Origin of the sequence: Acinetobacter baretiae, assembly GCF_015627105.1 — a bacterium.
Classification (GTDB): Bacteria; Pseudomonadota; Gammaproteobacteria; order Pseudomonadales; family Moraxellaceae; genus Acinetobacter; species Acinetobacter baretiae.
In genome coordinates, this window is the sequence record NZ_VTDM01000002.1 from 18,559 (window position 1) to 35,741 (window position 17,183).

General features: G+C 37.1%; 17 protein-coding genes. 9 read left to right on the forward strand and 8 right to left on the reverse strand.

Going from position 1 to position 17,183, the window contains the following annotated elements; translation table 11 throughout:
• Positions 1-153 precede the first annotated feature (153 nt).
• Positions 154-771 carry an alpha/beta fold hydrolase gene (locus I2F17_RS00880; RefSeq protein WP_196423153.1) on the forward strand — a complete coding sequence of 206 codons (618 nt, stop codon included), beginning with the start codon at positions 154-156 and terminating at the stop codon, positions 769-771.
• Here the strand turns inward: I2F17_RS00880 and I2F17_RS00885 are convergent.
• Positions 743-1,552: a sulfite exporter TauE/SafE family protein gene (locus I2F17_RS00885; protein ID WP_211138861.1), complete on the reverse strand. Its 810-nt coding sequence runs from the start codon at positions 1,550-1,552 to the stop codon at positions 743-745. The genes I2F17_RS00880 and I2F17_RS00885 overlap by 29 nt on opposite strands.
• Positions 1,553-1,580: 28 nt before the next feature.
• On the opposite strand from I2F17_RS00885, the gene I2F17_RS00890 reads away from it, so the two are divergent.
• Both I2F17_RS00890 and I2F17_RS00895 read left to right on the forward strand, forming a co-directional pair.
• A complete protein-coding gene (locus tag I2F17_RS00890; protein ID WP_196423151.1) occupies positions 1,581-2,333 on the forward strand; it encodes a biotin--[acetyl-CoA-carboxylase] ligase in 753 nt (250 codons plus the stop codon).
• 29 nt (positions 2,334-2,362) lie between these two features.
• Positions 2,363-3,094, forward strand: coding sequence for a type III pantothenate kinase (locus I2F17_RS00895; protein WP_211138862.1), 732 nt, complete (start codon positions 2,363-2,365; stop codon positions 3,092-3,094).
• On the opposite strand, the gene I2F17_RS00900 is transcribed toward I2F17_RS00895, so the two are convergent.
• Together I2F17_RS00900 and ffh are read right to left on the reverse strand one after the other, a co-directional pair.
• Positions 3,073-4,242: a GGDEF domain-containing protein gene (locus I2F17_RS00900; protein WP_196423149.1), complete on the reverse strand. Its 1,170-nt coding sequence runs from the start codon at positions 4,240-4,242 to the stop codon at positions 3,073-3,075. The two genes, I2F17_RS00895 and I2F17_RS00900, sit on opposite strands and share 22 nt — an antisense overlap.
• A gap of 380 nt (positions 4,243-4,622) precedes the next feature.
• Complete coding sequence (gene ffh / locus I2F17_RS00905) at positions 4,623-6,023, reverse strand: signal recognition particle protein (RefSeq protein ID WP_196423148.1); 1,401 nt, start codon at positions 6,021-6,023, stop codon at positions 4,623-4,625.
• Positions 6,024-6,167: 144 nt separating this feature from the next.
• Here ffh and I2F17_RS00910 point away from each other — a divergent pair, with 144 nt between their 5' ends.
• The 3 genes from I2F17_RS00910 to I2F17_RS00920 all read left to right on the forward strand — a co-directional run bounded on the left by I2F17_RS00910 (position 6,168) and on the right by I2F17_RS00920 (position 8,759).
• A complete protein-coding gene (locus tag I2F17_RS00910) occupies positions 6,168-6,977 on the forward strand; it encodes a cytochrome C assembly family protein (RefSeq protein WP_196423147.1) in 810 nt (269 codons plus the stop codon).
• Between the two features lie 71 nt (positions 6,978-7,048).
• A complete protein-coding gene (locus tag I2F17_RS00915) occupies positions 7,049-8,002 on the forward strand; it encodes a tRNA dihydrouridine synthase (protein ID WP_196423146.1) in 954 nt (317 codons plus the stop codon).
• A 211-nt stretch (positions 8,003-8,213) separates the two neighbouring features.
• Complete coding sequence (locus I2F17_RS00920; RefSeq protein WP_196423169.1) at positions 8,214-8,759, forward strand: YceI family protein; 546 nt, start codon at positions 8,214-8,216, stop codon at positions 8,757-8,759.
• Between the two features lie 202 nt (positions 8,760-8,961).
• Here I2F17_RS00920 and I2F17_RS00925 read toward each other — a convergent pair whose 3' ends face one another.
• A complete protein-coding gene (locus tag I2F17_RS00925; RefSeq protein WP_211138863.1) occupies positions 8,962-9,660 on the reverse strand; it encodes an aspartate/glutamate racemase family protein in 699 nt (232 codons plus the stop codon).
• A gap of 196 nt (positions 9,661-9,856) precedes the next feature.
• Between I2F17_RS00925 and I2F17_RS00930 the strand changes: the two genes are divergently transcribed.
• A complete protein-coding gene (locus tag I2F17_RS00930; protein WP_211138864.1) occupies positions 9,857-11,296 on the forward strand; it encodes an NCS1 family nucleobase:cation symporter-1 in 1,440 nt (479 codons plus the stop codon).
• A 121-nt stretch (positions 11,297-11,417) separates the two neighbouring features.
• On the opposite strand, the gene I2F17_RS00935 is transcribed toward I2F17_RS00930, so the two are convergent.
• Positions 11,418-11,759: a YegP family protein gene (locus I2F17_RS00935; RefSeq protein ID WP_196423144.1), complete on the reverse strand. Its 342-nt coding sequence runs from the start codon at positions 11,757-11,759 to the stop codon at positions 11,418-11,420.
• Positions 11,760-11,994: 235 nt separating this feature from the next.
• Here I2F17_RS00935 and ygfZ point away from each other — a divergent pair, with 235 nt between their 5' ends.
• Complete coding sequence (gene ygfZ / locus I2F17_RS00940; protein WP_196423143.1) at positions 11,995-12,726, forward strand: CAF17-like 4Fe-4S cluster assembly/insertion protein YgfZ; 732 nt, start codon at positions 11,995-11,997, stop codon at positions 12,724-12,726.
• A gap of 62 nt (positions 12,727-12,788) precedes the next feature.
• A complete protein-coding gene (mdtD, locus tag I2F17_RS00945) occupies positions 12,789-14,186 on the forward strand; it encodes a multidrug transporter subunit MdtD (RefSeq protein ID WP_407926535.1) in 1,398 nt (465 codons plus the stop codon).
• 10 nt (positions 14,187-14,196) lie between these two features.
• Here mdtD and I2F17_RS00950 read toward each other — a convergent pair whose 3' ends face one another.
• The 3 genes from I2F17_RS00950 to I2F17_RS00960 form a co-directional block, all read right to left on the reverse strand.
• Complete coding sequence (locus tag I2F17_RS00950; protein ID WP_211138865.1) at positions 14,197-14,811, reverse strand: HAD family hydrolase; 615 nt, start codon at positions 14,809-14,811, stop codon at positions 14,197-14,199.
• A 131-nt stretch (positions 14,812-14,942) separates the two neighbouring features.
• The gene (locus tag I2F17_RS00955) at positions 14,943-15,431 is read right to left on the reverse strand and encodes a DUF934 domain-containing protein (protein WP_196423140.1); all 489 of its coding nucleotides are present in this window, start codon (positions 15,429-15,431) and stop codon (positions 14,943-14,945) included.
• Positions 15,424-17,067, reverse strand: coding sequence for a nitrite/sulfite reductase (locus I2F17_RS00960; protein WP_196423139.1), 1,644 nt, complete (start codon positions 17,065-17,067; stop codon positions 15,424-15,426). Before I2F17_RS00960 ends, I2F17_RS00955 begins: the two co-directional genes overlap by 8 nt.
• Positions 17,068-17,183: the final 116 nt, after the last annotated feature.

Here is a 17,183-nt window from a genome sequence, read left to right on the forward strand (position 1 = left end):
GGTCTCTGTTTTGAATAAATTTTGCGATATTTTAAGTCATATTGGTGTAGATTTGTCAGTAATCTAGCATTAGAGTAATCATCAAAATCCTTAAAATGTATGCATTAGCATACATTTTGGCTAAAATTACACCAAAAATAAACTGAGTCACTGATGAACCAATCCCTTTATTTTTTGCCCGGTGCGTTGGGTAACACAGAATTTTGGCAACCTGTGATTAGACATTTACCACAATATCAGAGCCAAACCGTGTCTTATCCTGCATTTCATAACACACCTAGCTTGCCACATATTACAAATTTCAATCAGTTAAGTGATCATGTCATTCAACAGATGCCTCGAAAAGGAATTCTTATTGCACAATCCATGGGTGGGTTATTTGCAATCCGACATGCCATCGAAAACCCTGACCAAGTTCAAGCATTGGTTTTAGTAGCAACATCAGGTGGTATTCACCTCGATGACTTAACTGTTGCAAATTGGCGTGAGCACTACAAAGCAGACCATCCAACCATTCCGCATTGGTTTACGGAAAAAACACCGAATTACCAAACAAAACTGCATCAAATTAAACAACCCGTATTACTTATTTGGGCAGATCAAGATCCCATTAGTCCCTTGAGTATTGCAACTCGTTTAAACAATTACTTACCACATGCTCAACAATATACGATCCATGCATCAGACCATCACTTTGCAGCAACCCATGCTTTAGAGGTCGCCTCTGTCATTGAATCGTTCATTACATCATCTGTTGTAAAGACTGAATAATAAAGTAACAACCCACAACACAAAGCATCGCTGCAAAGCATTGCTGTAGACCACGAGGTGATAAATGGTGTGCCAACTTCGCTCCAAGCTTTGCAGTCATAAAACTCATGCAACTAATTCCTAAAAATGCATACACATGCACATAACCGATGCTATTTGGTAAACTGACATTACCGTGGTGACCAAACCACATGAAGCCAATCGCACCTGCAACTGCAATTGGGAACCCACAAGCTGCTGACGTTGCAACAGCCTTTTGCATGACCACACCATGTCGATTTAAATACGGTACTGTTAATGATCCACCACCAATCCCAAAAATGGCTGAAGCGACACCAATGCCAACCCCTGCACCCCCTTGTTTTAAAGCAGATGGTAGTTGACGTGTTTGATCTACATCTGATTTTTGATTAAAAAACATTTTATATGCCACACTTATTGCAAATAAACCAATCACACCTTGTAAAATATAGTTTGGTAATAGATCTGCAATTCCTGCACCTAAAAATGAACCTACACATAAACCAATCGCTAAATTTTTAACAACACGCCAAAGCACTGCTCTTTTTTTATGATGGGCCATAATGGAGCTAATTGAGGTCACCATAATTGTTGCCAAAGACGTACCCAAAGCCAAATGCATTAACACTTCACTTGGATAACCTTGTTGACGAAATACAATATACAAAATAGGCACAATAATTAAGCCACCACCTACACCAAACAGCCCTGCGGTAAATCCTGCGATTGCACCAATAGCCAAATATATGATTAACTCCACAGTTATTCCCCAGCAATTTATTGTTTAAATGATCTCAGACACCGCCACCTTAACAGCTCATCTTGAGTCGAGTGCCTACGCACCTGATGTTGTTTTATTAAAGCAAACCACAACATCGACCAACGATGATGTAAAAATGTTTGCTAAACAAGGATTTCAACGTATTTTAGTCTGTAGTGAATCTCAAACACAAGGACGGGGGCAACACCATCGAACGTGGGTTTCGCCTGCAGGTAATATTTACTTAAGTACATTGGTCAATACTACACGGCCTCTAGATGGGCGCTTGGCACTTGAAGTTGCTTTAAATGTGCGTCATATGCCTTGTCTAGAAAATTTTGATATTACCATCAAATGGCCCAATGATTTATATAGCTCAAAAGGAAAGTGGGGTGGAATTTTAGTCGAGCCACTGTCCAAAACCCAAGCGATTGTTGGCATAGGAATTAACCTATTTTCACATCAAACACTGCAAAACCTCGATCAAGAAGCCACAGCGCTCACCCAAATCGGACATTTGGCTTGTAGTAGATTAGAGCTGATTGCAGAAATTTATCTTGCAATACAAAATGCAGGTCAATGGTTTAATCATCATAGTCAAAATTTAGCTCATCGCTTTAATCAGTCAGCATTGTTTAAAGATCAAGATGTTAGTTTCGAACACCAGCATGGTGTTCAACGCGGTATTTTTTTAGGTATACAACACGATGGTGCGGTGATCATTCAAGCAAAAGATCAAACACATTACTTTTATCAAGGGCGTTTACGTCCAATAGTCTAAGCAACATGCCCCTCTAATAGGTACCCTTTATGAAAAATCTTTGGCTAGATATTGGTAATACACGTTTAAAGTATTGGATTACAGAGCATGATCAAACAATAGATTATTTAGCAGAGTTACATTTACAATCACCTGCGGATTTACTCTTGGGTTTATTAAAATATTTAAAAAAACAACACATCGAACACATTGGTATTTCATCAGTACTTGACGCTCAAAACAACACGCAAATTGCCAAAACATTACAACAACTCAATTGCCCTATTGTATTTGCACAAGTAGAACAAGAGTGTGCAGGTTTGCGCTGTGGTTATGATGTACCTTCTCAGCTCGGTATTGATCGTTGGTTACAAATGCTTGCGATTGCAGAGCCACAAAAAAATTATTGTATCGTTGGTTGTGGGACTGCACTAACCATTGATTTAGTTGAAAATATGCAACATTTGGGAGGGTATATTTTACCAAACCTGTATTTACAGCGCGATGCACTGATTCAAAATACCAAAGGAATTAAAATTCCAGATTCAGCTTTTCAAATTCTTACACCAGGTGAAAATACAATTGATTGCGTACACCATGGTATTTTATTAGGTTTGGTGAGCAGTGTTGAAAAAGTGATGCAACATAAACCGCATCAACAACTTATTTTAACAGGAGGTGATGCCACATTGTTTGCACAACACTTATTTAATTTTAATCCTACCATTGTGCCTGACTTATTATTAAAAGGCTTAAAATCTTATATCGATTCAACCACTTGATTACGGCCACTTTTTTTAGCACTTGCAAGTTTTTGATCAATTTCTTTGTAAATATCTTTAAATGCAAGTGTGGACTCATATTCTCCAATTCCCATACTCACCGTAATACTCAAACCATCTGCAATATGTATAAAATCATGTTTTTCAATAAAACATCTTAAATTTTCGGCAAGCTCTGGTAATCTTTGCATGGTTAAGTGCGGTAAGATGATTAAAAATTCCTCTCCACCTAAGCGAACCGTATGTGGGTTAACACTGGCTAAATTTCTGTTAATTAATAAAACAACCTCTTTAATCACTGCATCGCCTACAGGATGGCCATATCGGGTATTTACCGATTTAAAGAAATCAATATCCAACATAATTAAACCCATTGTTTTCGTTTTTGGTAGTTCAAATTCAATCAAATATTGTAAACCTATACGATTATAAGCCCCCGTTAAACCATCTAATCGAGTCTTACGACTAATATCAAAAATTAATCGTTTAATTGCCACAAGAATAGTTAAAATACTAAATAATAACGCCATGGTATAAAATAAATGTTGTAGCACCGAAAACTCTTCAAAGGAATAACTTATTTTTCCTGTTTTCCATAGCAACATTCGTAACATATCGGGCGAATACGAAACATAACCCAAACGAATAATTAAAGACCCTAACCAAATTGAAATAACGATATACCACATCTTTTCTAAAGCATCACCTAAAATCAAATGCTTGACTTTCCACAATGCATTACTCAAAAAAATGACCAATGCGGTATATACACTAAAAACAGAGATAAAATAATATTCGTCAATATGTGGCATCAGTGAGCTGATACAACGAGCAATAAATGCAATAATAAAAATTGAACAAGACAAAATAGGATCTAAGGTTTTGCCCTCTAATAACACAATTCCTTGCGCCAAAGAATAACTAAACACTAAAAAGAATAAACCACTGAGCGTACCATTTAAGGCATCTTGACTCGGAACATGAATGATTTGCAGTGTCACACCAACACTGATGGAACAAAAAGAAACTCCCAACTGAATTAAATATTTGGCTTGACCCACCAAAAGATATGTTAGGAGTAATAGTACTGACATTAGGAAAAAGGTGAGCGGATACGCCAACACCAGCGCCTGCAAAAAATCAATCATATAAAATTCCCTTTTTTATATTTTTATATTTAGTATTAAACTTTAGCAATTGATTTTGCTATTTTTTTAGAAAAAAACACATCTAAACAACCAAAACATGATTGTATTTTAACATAATATAACAAAAAATGAACAATTAACGATATAAAGCCTTACGATGAGTAATAATAAACCATCCAACTACTTGTATAGTCCGTACATATATGCTTGATTGACTAGGATATTTATATACCAATCTTTCCAAGATTCCACACCATGCATGTGCCTTATTTATAAGTATAAAAAATGATCTCTATCGGCAATCTAACTGAGTCGTGCAACAAAAAAGGCCTTCACGATCTTATTCATGAAGGCCTTTTTTAAAATAAAATTTCTAGATTTTATTTTTTACTTTTATCACCAAATAGTGGACCTGCACCACCGCTAAATTGCTTTTGCATTCCACTAAGCGAGCGCATCATCTTACTCATGCCACTTGGATTTGCAAATTTCTTCATCATTTTGGCCATTTGCGTATGTTGCTTAATGAGTTTATTTACCTCAGCCACATCAGTACCACATCCCGCTGCAATTCGTTTTTTACGACTCGGATTCATTAAATCTGGATTACGGCGCTCTTTAACCGTCATCGACTGAATAATCGCTTGCATTTTCTTTACTTGTTTTTCAGGATTGGCTTGCTCGATGGCCTGCTGTAATCCTGCATTACTCATGCCGGGCAATTTATCTAAAAAGCCCATCATGCCGCCCATTTTATTCATTTGCTCAAACTGCATCAGCATATCTTCAAAATTGAAGCTCCCGCCTTTTTGCAGTTTTTTCGCCATCTTTTCGGCTTTTTCTTTGTCAATTTTACGTTCGACTTCTTCTACTAAAGAAAGAACGTCACCCATACCCAAAATACGTTGAGCAATACGTTCAGGATGGAATGGCTCTAATGCATCAAGCTTTTCGCCCATACCTAAAAATTTAATGGGCTTGCCTGTAATGGCACGCACAGATAACGCTGCACCACCTCGTGCATCACCATCTGTTTTGGTTAAAATCACACCTGTGAGTGGCAATGCATCATTAAATGCTTTTGCCGTATTTGCCGCATCTTGCCCTGTCATTGCATCTACAACAAACAGTGTTTCAGTTGGATTAACGGCTTGATGTAGCGCTTTAATTTCCTCCATCATATGATCATCTACATGTAAACGACCTGCTGTATCGACAATCAGTACATCTGCAAACTGAATTTTTGCTTGTTCAATTGCACGATTAACAATATCAATCGGCTGTTCTGACGGATCAGATGGAATAAAAATTGCACCCACTTCATTCGATACCGTTTCAAGCTGTTTAATTGCAGCCGGGCGATATACATCGGCAGACACTGTCATCACTTTTTTCTTTTGGCGCTCTTTTAAATAGCGTGATAACTTAGCTGCTGTGGTGGTTTTACCTGCACCTTGTAAACCTGCAAGTAATACAACAACAGGAGGTTTTGCCGCAAGATCAAGCGTCTGATTTTCTTCACCCATCATTTGGGTCAATTCATCATGTACAATCTTGACAAACGCTTGACCCGGAGAAAGTTGGGTCATGACCTCTTGGCCTAACGCTTGTTCCTTGACTTTAGCAATAAACTCACGAGTCACAGGTAAGGCAACATCTGCTTCTAAGAGTGCCATACGTACTTCACGTAGAGTGTCTTTAATGTTGTCTTCAGTCAATTGACCTGAACCAGTGACATTTTTTAGACTCTGCGTGAGTCGTTCTGTTAAGGTATCAAACATTGCAAATTCCGCTTTAAATGGTCTGTTGCAAAAAAATCTTTTTCAAAATAGAAAATTTATGCATTAATTGCTATAGGATACTTGAGTTCTCTCAAAATTTATATCGTATAGCATGAATATTCATCATTGTAACAAAGGTTTGACATGATCAGTCTTCCATTGGTGTACACAATACTCTCTTTAGTTGCTTATACCACAGGGTTTTGGTACACGTTTACGCACCTTGTCGCAAAACGTAAATCCAATACATTATTTGTGGCCATCACTTTACTCATTGGTATTGTTCTACATGCCAACGTACTGCGCAATGATATGGTGACGGCATCTGGCATTAACTATGATGTATTTAATTTACTGTCATTTACTTCAGGTCTTATGCTGATTCTCAGCATGTTATATAGCAGTTATCGCCCTGTATCAGCATTAAACCTCTTGGGCATTCCTGTAGCAGCAAGCGGTCTTATTTTGGGCTTTGCGTTTAGTCAACCTAATCAATATGCAAGCCAACATACCATTGGTTTAGACCTCCATATTATTTTGTCCTTATCGTCTTATGCTGTATTGCTCATGGCAACCATTCAAGCCGTCATGATGTGGCTACAAAATCAAGAGTTAAAAAAGAAACAAAAACGACTGTGGGTTAATCTACTTCCGCCTTTACAAGTGATGGAATCGTTATTGTTTGATATGCTCATTACAGGTTTTATTAGCCTTACTGCAGCTTTATTGTTTGGCTTTTTCATGGTCGATAATTTCATGCAGCAACATCTTGCACATAAAACGGTTTTTAGCATTATTTCATGGTTTGTATACGGTACATTACTCATAGGGCACTTTAAATTTGGTTGGCGAGGTCAAAAAGCCATTCGTTTTACGATCATTGGCTTCTTTTTATTGGCTTTAGGTTTTATTGGAAGCAAATTTATTTTAGAAGTGGTCTTAGGTCGTTCATAAAATCTGTGTTTTTTACCCACCTACGATATAATTTATTGTCGTTATTTATTATTTAATTGTTCGGAGTGGTTTTGAAACTTATTTTAGCCCCAATGGAAGGACTCACTGACCCTGTCATGAGAGATGTACTCACACGGGTAGGACATTTTGATTGGTGCGTCACAGAATTTATCCGAATCACAAATAGCATTTTACCCGACCATGTTTACTATAATTACTGCCCTGAACTCAAAAATGATGGGAAAACAGCGGCAGGAACACCCGTACATGTCCAACTATTGGGCAATGATGCAGATATGCTTGCGGTCAATGCAGAACGGGCGGTGTCTTTAGGTGCTCCAGCCATAGATTTAAACTTTGGTTGCCCTGCAAAAACAGTAAACAAGCACAAAGGGGGTGCAATTTTGCTTGATGAACCAGAGGTGATTCATCAATTGGTTAAAGCCGTCCGAAATGCTGTACCTTCACATATTCCCGTATCTGCAAAAATGCGTTTAGGTTATTTAGATGAAAATCACACCTTAGACAATGCCCATGCCATTGAAGATGCAGGTGCTCAATGGCTTACCGTTCATGCTCGCACTAAAGCAGATGGTTATACCCCGCCTGCATATTGGGAAAAAATTTATCCAATTCAAGATGCTTTAACAATTAACGTCATTGCCAATGGCGAAATTTGGAATTACGAGCATGCTCATGCCTGCCGTCAACAGTCAGGTTGCCATGATCTTATGCTTGGACGAGGTGCAGTGACCACACCCGATTTAACCCAATGTATTCGCCAACAGGCCAATCACCATTTACTGAGTTGGGCAGCGCTGATTGAACTACAAATTCAATTTTTAAGTGGCCCAAGTAAAACAGAACTTGCTATGGTTGGCCGTTACAAACAGTGGTTAGGTATGATGAGTAAAGCCTATCCTGAAGCACAAGACCTATGGCAAGTGGTTAAACGAATCAAATCAGTTGATGAAATGATTCAACAACTTAAATACCAAAGCGTGGCTCAACAGACAAAATTTTAATCGATCATATGGCTAAAAAATGACAATAACATATTGTTTATTTTGAACACGATATTTAATCAGACGATTTTTCGTTCTATTTATAGAACAAAACGTTATAAATATTGCAGTATATAAAGACCTTTTGACCGTGTAATATAAATTTATACGATAAAAGAGATGAGTAAACGCATTGAACCAATTAACATTAAAAATCGCTCTCGGCCTGTCTATGGCAATCACAAGCGTGTGCGCTGTCGCTGCACCCGTTAGCTATAAAATTGACCCATCGCATACTGCAACCGTGTTTAGCTGGAATCATTTCGGATTCTCTACGCCAAGCGCAAACTTTACAGATATTCAAGGTACTATTCACGTAGACAATCAAAAACCATCTAACTCATCGGTTGATGTTACGATTCCTGTATCAAGCGTGAATACAAATGTGGCTGATCTTAATAAACACTTCCAAGACAAAGAGTGGTTTGACGCGCAAACATACCCAAACATTACTTTTAAAAGTACCAAAGTAGAGACCAAAGATAAAAAGCATTTTAAAATTACAGGCGATCTTACTGTAAAAGGTGTGACTAAACCTGTTGTATTAAATGCTGTGTTAAATAAGCAAGGCACTCACCCAATGACAAAAGCGCAAGCGATTGGCTTTAATGCAACAACCACCTTCAACCGTTCAGCATTTGGCATCGCAAGCTATGTTCCTAATGTAGGCGACAAAATTACAGTGAATATTACAACAGAAGCATCTGTGACCAATTAATTGATCACAAACCATAATACAAAGCTTTATGTATGATTCATATATATTTAAAAATATGACAGCATAAGGCTTTGTATATGTATCAATCGTGCTTTACACCAAATGTCTGATTAAACAAACACACTTACACTGTATAAACATAAGCATGCTGTGGTTAAAAGCATCTAAATTCATTCACGATATTGTCAAAATAATACCGAATTTATTTTATAGTTGGGTAAGCATAGTCTCCCCATTTACTGGTTTTTACACCCAATCCAATCAATGCTTCTGCTAATTTAATTGCAGCACCCACACCATCAATGATAGGAATACCAATTTCCTCGCTCAATTGATTGACCATTTTTGACATACCACCACAGCCCAAGACAATTGCACCAATACCATCTTGTGTTTTGGCTTGCAAACAACTCTCCTTTAAGCGTTCATAGGTTGCATTTGCATCTTGTTCTAATGCTAAAACAGGTAAATCAATACAACGAATTTTGGCACATTTATGCGCAAAACCATATTCATGTAATAAATGTTCAGCAATAATTTTTGTTCGGCTGAGTGTTGTTACTATTGTAAATTTTGTCGCAATCAATGAAGCCACATGAAATGCTGCCTCAGCAATACCAATAACAGGTGCATCCGCCACTTCACGAGCTGCATGTAAAGCAGGATCTCCAAAGCAAGCAATAATATGTGCATCTACAGCATCAGAGCGTCCTTGTTGCACTAAATCAAGCACACCTATTGCAGAAATGGCTTCATCGTAGTGTCCTTCAATAGATTCCACGCCTTTTTTTGGACATACTGTCACAATTTCAGTTAAAACTGATGCAATATTTTTTGCACTTGCATCAATTGAGTGCGTCATATCTTGTGAAGTATTTGGATTAATCACTTGTATTTTCATAGGAGCTATTATTTCAATGCATAAATTTCTTTATTTATATACCTAATTTTGCCAGAAATATCGTAAAAAATTATTTATTTATAATTTTTTCATCCGTTATAGACTTAAGTCTTAGATTGCGTTCAGTATAGCGTAGATTGTTGGCCTGATTACTGCTTATAAGCAAAGTATAAAATAAGTTTCAGGAATTTATAATATGACCGATCAATCATATAGTGCTAATCTGACCAATGAAGATTTGAAGCCTGCAAAACAGAATTGGTCTTGGTACAACATTTTTTCTTTTTGGATGTCGGACGTACATAGCATTGGTGGATACGTTGTCGCAGCCAGTTTATTTACACTTGGTCTAGCCAGTTGGCAAGTTTTTCTTGCATTACTTGTTGGTATTGTCATTGTGCAACTGTGTGCAAATTTAATTGCTAAGCCCAGTCAAGTCAGTGGTGTGCCTTATGCAGTGATCAGTCGCCAAGCTTTTGGGGTGTATGGTGCAAATATTCCTGCACTTATTCGTGGTTTGATTGCAGTGTCTTGGTATGGCATACAAACATGGCTTGCATCGAATGCACTGATGCTCATGTTACTCAAATTTTTTCCTAGTCTTGCTACATTTACAACTGCAAGCTTTGTTGGTTTAAGCGCACTTGGTTGGATCTGCTTTGGAATCATGTGGGTTTTGCAAGCCCTCGTGTTTTGGAAAGGCATGAACACCATTAAAATCTTTATTGATTGGGCAGGCCCAATGGTGTATGTGGTGATGCTAGCACTTGTCGCATGGCTACTGAGCCAAGTGGGTTGGTCAAATATTTCCTTAAATTTGAGTGAAAAAGTTCTTTCTTCATCCGAACAATGGATGCAATTTGCAGTAGCAGTGGCCTTAGTGGTGTCTTATTTTTCTGGCCCTTTACTCAATTTTGGTGATTTTTCTCGTTACAGTAAAGATATGAAAAATGTAAAAAAAGGAAATTTTTGGGGTCTACCTTTTAACTTTATCTTTTTCTCTTTAATTACCATTGTGACAGTGTCTGCAACGTACAGTATTACTGGAAAAATGATTACCGACCCACTAGAAAGTGTTGCACTAGTAGATAGCACATTTGCTGTCGTACTTGGGCTTGTTACGGTTTTGACCGCTACCATCGGTATTAATATTGTTGCCAATTTTGTTTCGGCAGGGTTTGATTTTTCTAATGTTTTTCCAAAGAAAATTAGTTTTAGAATCGGTGGAATGATCGCTGCCATCGGCTCTGTGTTAATTACCCCTTGGAACTTATTTCATTCACCAGAGTTAATTCACTATACACTAGATACGCTTGCTGCATTTATTGGCCCACTTTTTGGTATTTTGATTGCAGATTTTTACTTTGTAAATAAACAAAAGATTTCAACGCAAGAATTGTTTAGCGAAAGTCCAGCAGGTCTTTATTGGTATAAAAATGGTTTTAATCCTAAAGCAATTTTAACTTTACTCCCCTCAGTTCTTGTCGGGCTCTCTATTACCTTTATCCCTTCATTTCATCCGTTTGCCCCTTTTAACTGGTTTATTGGTGCCTTTTTGGGTCTCACCATCTATAGTTTTTTATGCAAAGATAAAATTTCTTCACCAGCAACCAACTTAAGCCCATCACAAGATTAATTATGTTGGAAAACTAGATTTGGGTGAGATGGCATATGTCATACGTTCATCCACCAGATCAGCATTAACAAAAAACCTCGCAAGATTAGGCGAGGTTTTTTGTTTACATTAATGGTATGCCTTACTCAACATGTGTTAAATCTTTAATATTGTCTGTTGCACCATTTTTTTTCACCGAATCAATACCGTGGTCGCGTGATGCTTCTGAGGCATACATCTGACTCGTCCCGATAATTTGATGATTGACTGCTTTTAAATTGAAATATGCTTTACCATTTTTTGCTTCTAAACGATCATATTTTGTATCATCAGCCGCATTTTTTTGCACAGAATTAATACCCGTATGTGCAGATGCTTTGGCTTTATATAATTCACTGGTTAAAATAACTTCCCCATTTCCTGCTTTAAGTACAAAATGAAACTGCCCATCTTTTGCTTTTGATATTTCATAATAACCCGACATATTCTCACCTCATTATTTAATTTAATTCAATTCTTTATGTTTAAACCAACACAATCGTCAGTGTTTCATCTAATATAAAGCTTGATCTTGGTTTTTAAAAGTGATGATATTGTAACCATTATGTTTTCATCACTGATTTTATCTTGAGTAAAATGGAAACAATCACAATAAACGGCTGATTTTTTTTGCAGAATCCGACAAAATAAGCTAAATAATTCATTACGAGAGGCTTCTCATGAGTCGCACACTTGCATTCACTCAATATCATTTAATTGGAGCAGATGCCACTAAATTTCTACAAGGACAAGTCAGTATTCATACCGAACGTTTAGAAGATCAGATCACACAATATACTGTGATTTGTGATCTTAAAGGACGTATTCACTTCGGTATATGGTTGCAAAAAATCAATACAGAACACTTTAAAATAACCGTAGTTTCAGACCAAGCAGATGACTTTGAGCAACATATTCGTAAATATGGTGCATTTGCAAAAATCACACTTAGTTCACTTGGTCATGTATTTCCTGTTTTAGAAAATCACTGCACGGTATTTACAACAGAGCCAACAGATCTGGTCGCATGGCAACATGCTGCTATTATAGATGGTCAAGCATGGATCACACATGCAACAGCGCATGCCTTTCAACCACAAGAGCTACGCTTACACCAACGAAATGGCGTAGCATATGATAAAGGCTGCTATTTAGGTCAAGAAGTCATTGCTCGATTATGGTTTAAAGCACAACCTAAACAATGGTTACACTTAATTGAAGCAAAAGGCGTAGCGCCAGAAGTACTCTGTAAACTAGAAACAGGCATTCAAGTGGTCAATAGCATTAACTTAAGCCCTGATAAATATCAAGCCTTAGTCATTGCACGACCACAAAGCTTAGAAGATCACCCACATATTTCGGTACTCCCACTCCCATCACATTTACAAGGTGATGTTGCAAGACCCAAATAAACAGATACATCTTGAGATGGTGTTTTATCTACGAGTAAAACACCATAATAAAATAGAGAACAATAATGAAAACACGCCAGCAACAACCTATAGAAAAGCAATACCGTGCAATTTTATGGCTTGTTGCCATGGGTTTTTTTATGCAGCAGCTCGACAGTACCATTATTAATACTGCACTTCCACAAATTGCTTCAAACTTAAATGAAGACCCTCTAAGCATGCATGGTATTGTCGTGGCCTATGTCCTTGCAATGGCTGTCACTATTCCTATTAGTGGATGGATCACCGATAAATATGGTTTAAAAAAAACCTATTTCACAGCAATTATCTTATTTAGTGTATCCTCAATTGCCTGTGCTTTATCTCAAAATCTTACCCAATTGATTATCGCTCGCGTTTTTCAAGGCATTGGGGGGGCATTATTACAACCTGTCGGGCGTTTAACACTCTTAAAAGTGATGCCCAAAACACAGCTTTTAGCTGCGCTAAGCTTTGTCAGTATTCCTGGCTTAATTGGCCCTTTAATTGGCCCAAGTTTAGGTGGTGTATTGGTTGAATGGGCGAGTTGGCATTGGATTTTTTTAATTAATATTCCTATTGGACTTATCGGTGCTCTATTTACACTAAAAATACTGCCTGATTTAAAAGAAAAAAACATTCAAGCATTTGACTATAAAGGATTTATTTTAATTGCAACCAGCATGTTAAGTCTTTCTTTCCTACTCGAACATTTCACCCAACCACAACAACAAAAAAGTAGCATTTTTATTTTACTGAGCATTACACTCATTGCCATCTTCATGTATCGATTTCATGCTCGCAAAAAACCAAACGCGATTTTTTCAACTGAAATCTTCACCATACGCAATTTTAAAATTGGTATTTTGGGCAATTTCTTTGCTCGATTAGGTAATGGTGCAATTCCTTTTTTATTGCCACTCATGCTACAAGTTGTACTTCATTTAAATCCAACCATTGCAGGTTTGATGATGATTCCTTTAGCACTTGGATCGATGTTAATTAAAAAATACATCACCCGATTGGTCGAACGCTTTGGTTATCGTTATGTACTTACCGTCAACACAATACTGGTTGGTTTAGGCATGATGAGTTTTGCATTTCTTTCAGTAAACACACCCATTTGGTGGCAAGTCATTCACTTTTTTCTATTTGGAATGGTCAACTCTATACAATTTACAACAATGAATACCGTGAGTATTAAAGACTTAAGCCAACAACAAGCAGGTCAAGGCAATAGTATTCTTTCTGTCGTACAACAGTTGTCTATGAGTATGGGCATTGCTTTAGCCAGTGTTGCACTCAATGCATTTTCACAAATGTATGGAAAAACACATATTTTACAGTCATTTCAGTACACTTTTTTATGTTTAGGGCTCATGACTTGCGGTGCAAGTTTAATTTTCTTTAAATTAAAAGCAAGGGTACTCAAGCATGAATGACCTTTAAACATTATGGCTTAGAATAAAAATCATCGATCACATGTAATAATGTTTGGCCTTGACGACGCTGAATTAAGCGAGCAGACATACCAAATGAAGTTGGGCCAACCACATCAGCTTTAGGTGTATCACCAATAAATAAAACATCTTCTGCTTGGCAATTTAACATTTTAACAACATGCTGATAAATTTGAGGATTAGGCTTAGTTACACCCACCTCATAACTCCATATGTATGCATCTAACATGGGTAATTTTTTTAATACCGTATCGCCATAAGGCAGAGCAAGATTTGAACATACAGCCAATTTAAAACCTTTGGCTTTCAAATCAGCTAAGGTGTCTAAAGTATCTTCATATAAACATATCGAAGCTAATTCTTCTTCAAGATCGGCTTGGAGTTCATGAAGGACTTTTGTAGGTAAATCATATCCAAATATATGTGCCAATTGAGAAAAATCAGCACACGTAGACATTATTACAGAAACATCGTTCGCTTGCGGTACACGGCCTTGTTGATTTAAAACACGTAAGAGTTTTTTGTATGGAGAGCATTTTTTTTTAATTTTCACCAATGTTCCAAAAACATCAAAAACAATAACCGAAGGTTTTCTACATATTTTCATTGATTCACAAATCCATGTTTATCTGATCATCTCTCTTGATTTAAATAATATAGTATAAAAATCCTCACGGCTCATGCTTCAATTAAAAAAAAATAGAGCGCTGAGGCTCTATTTTTTTTAATTTTTTTCGTTTATACCTGCCCAGTTTGATAATGTGCATTCGGTACTGCTGTTGACATTTGATAGGGCTGCGTAAAATCATTCAACCCTGATTTTGCTTCTTCTAAACTTTTACCTTCTTTTAAAACAAAACTATCAAAGCCTGAACGCTTTAAATAATTTAAAACATCTTTAAAAATATCACCTACAGCTCTAAGTTCACCTGTAAAACCTTGACGGCGCAATAGCGTTGCAAAAGAATACCCTCGACCATCATTAAAACCTGCAAATTCAATAAAAATGCAGTCCAAATCTGCCAATGGAAAAACATGCTCTTCAGGTGAATCATTGGCAGTGATCAATAGTGCAACTTTGCCATTAATCTGAGAAAGCAAATCAAGCTGTGTTGTGTCTAACAAAACATCTGTAGATGGCAATTCACCAGTTTCCGTGATGGCTTGATAACTGTTTTGGGTGACTAAACCATCTTTGTTTAGTACAGGAAAATCAAGGTTAAGCATATGCTCTCTCCTTAAATGGTTTAATACCCACACGACGATAAGTATCAATAAACTTTTCGTCATTTTCACGAATATCTAGGTAAGTATTTAAAATTTCTTCAATCACATCAGGTACCGCATCTGCTGCAAATGATGGGCCTAAAATATTACCAATAGATGCATCATGATCTGAATGTCCACCTAAAGTAATTTGGTAAAACTCTGCACCTTTTTTATCTACACCCAAAATACCAATGTTACCCACATGATGATGTCCACATGCATTCATACAGCCTGATATATTTAGATCTATTTCCCTTAGATTGTACAACATATCTAAATCATCAAAACGACGTGTAATCGCTTCAGAAATTGGAATAGATTTTGCGTTTGCCAGTGAGCAATAATCACCGCCTGGGCAACAAATAATATCCGTCAAAAAGCCAATATGTGCTCTAGCCATGTTCGCGGCATCTAGCTTTTGCCACAATTCAAACAAACGTGTTTGTTCGACATCAACCAAAGAAATATTTTGCTCGTGAGTGGTTCTTAACTCACCAAATGTATATTGATCCGCCAAATCTGCAATGAAGTTCATTTCTTCAGTGGTCATATCACCCGGTGCGACACCTGCACGTTTTAAATTAATATTAACGATTCGATATCCTGAGATTTTATGTGCATGTGTATTCACATTAAACCATTGCTTAAACTTAGGATGTTCTTGAAACAGCGGTTCAAAATTTTCATCGACTTTATTTTGATAGGCAAATGGCTTGAACACCTGATCCATTTTTTGTAATAAACTTGGATCGACTGTTAAATGATCACGTGTATGTAGAAACTCAGCTTCTACTTTTTCAGCAAACACCTCAGGTGTCATGGCTTTCACTAAAATTTTAATACGCGCTTTATATTTATTATCTCTACGGCCATGTAAGTTATACACACGTAAAATCGCATCAAGATAGCCTATTAAATCCTGACGAGGTAGAAATTCACGAATGACACTACCAATCACAGGGGTACGGCCTAAGCCGCCACCAACTTTAATTTTATAACCGACCTCACCTGCATCATTTTTAACAATATAAACCCCAATATCATGAAAAGAAGCAGCAGCACGGTCTTTTTCTGCAACCGCTGACACAGCTATTTTAAATTTACGAGGTAAGAATGCAAATTCTGGGTGGAATGTACTCCACTGACGAATCAATTCACAAGTTGGACGAGGATCAGCAACCTCTCCTGCCACTACACCTGCATATTGATCTGTAGTTGTATTACGAATACAGTTACCACTGGTTTGAATGGCATGCATTTGTACTGTGGCTAATTCTGCCAAAATATCTGGTACATCTTCTAAAGCAGGCCAATTCAATTGAATATTTTGGCGTGTTGATATGTGCCCATATCCACGATCATATTGTGTCGAAATATCTGCAATCTTTCTCAATTGCGTTGAACTCATCAAGCCATACGGTACAGCTATACGCAACATGGGTGCATAACGCTGGACATATAGACCATTTTGTAACCGCAATGGGCGGTATTCATCTTCCGATAAAGTACCCGCTAAGTAACGTTGAGTTTGGTCTTTAAATTGTGCAACTCGCTCATTCACAAGTTGTTGGTCATCATCAGTATATAAATACATGGCGTCTAGCTAGTAAAATGAATTTTATGCTCATAGCATACGAGCATTTCATCTATCAGCGAAATGCTTTTTTTGCATATTTAATAGCGATTTTTCTTATAAAGAAAATATAAACA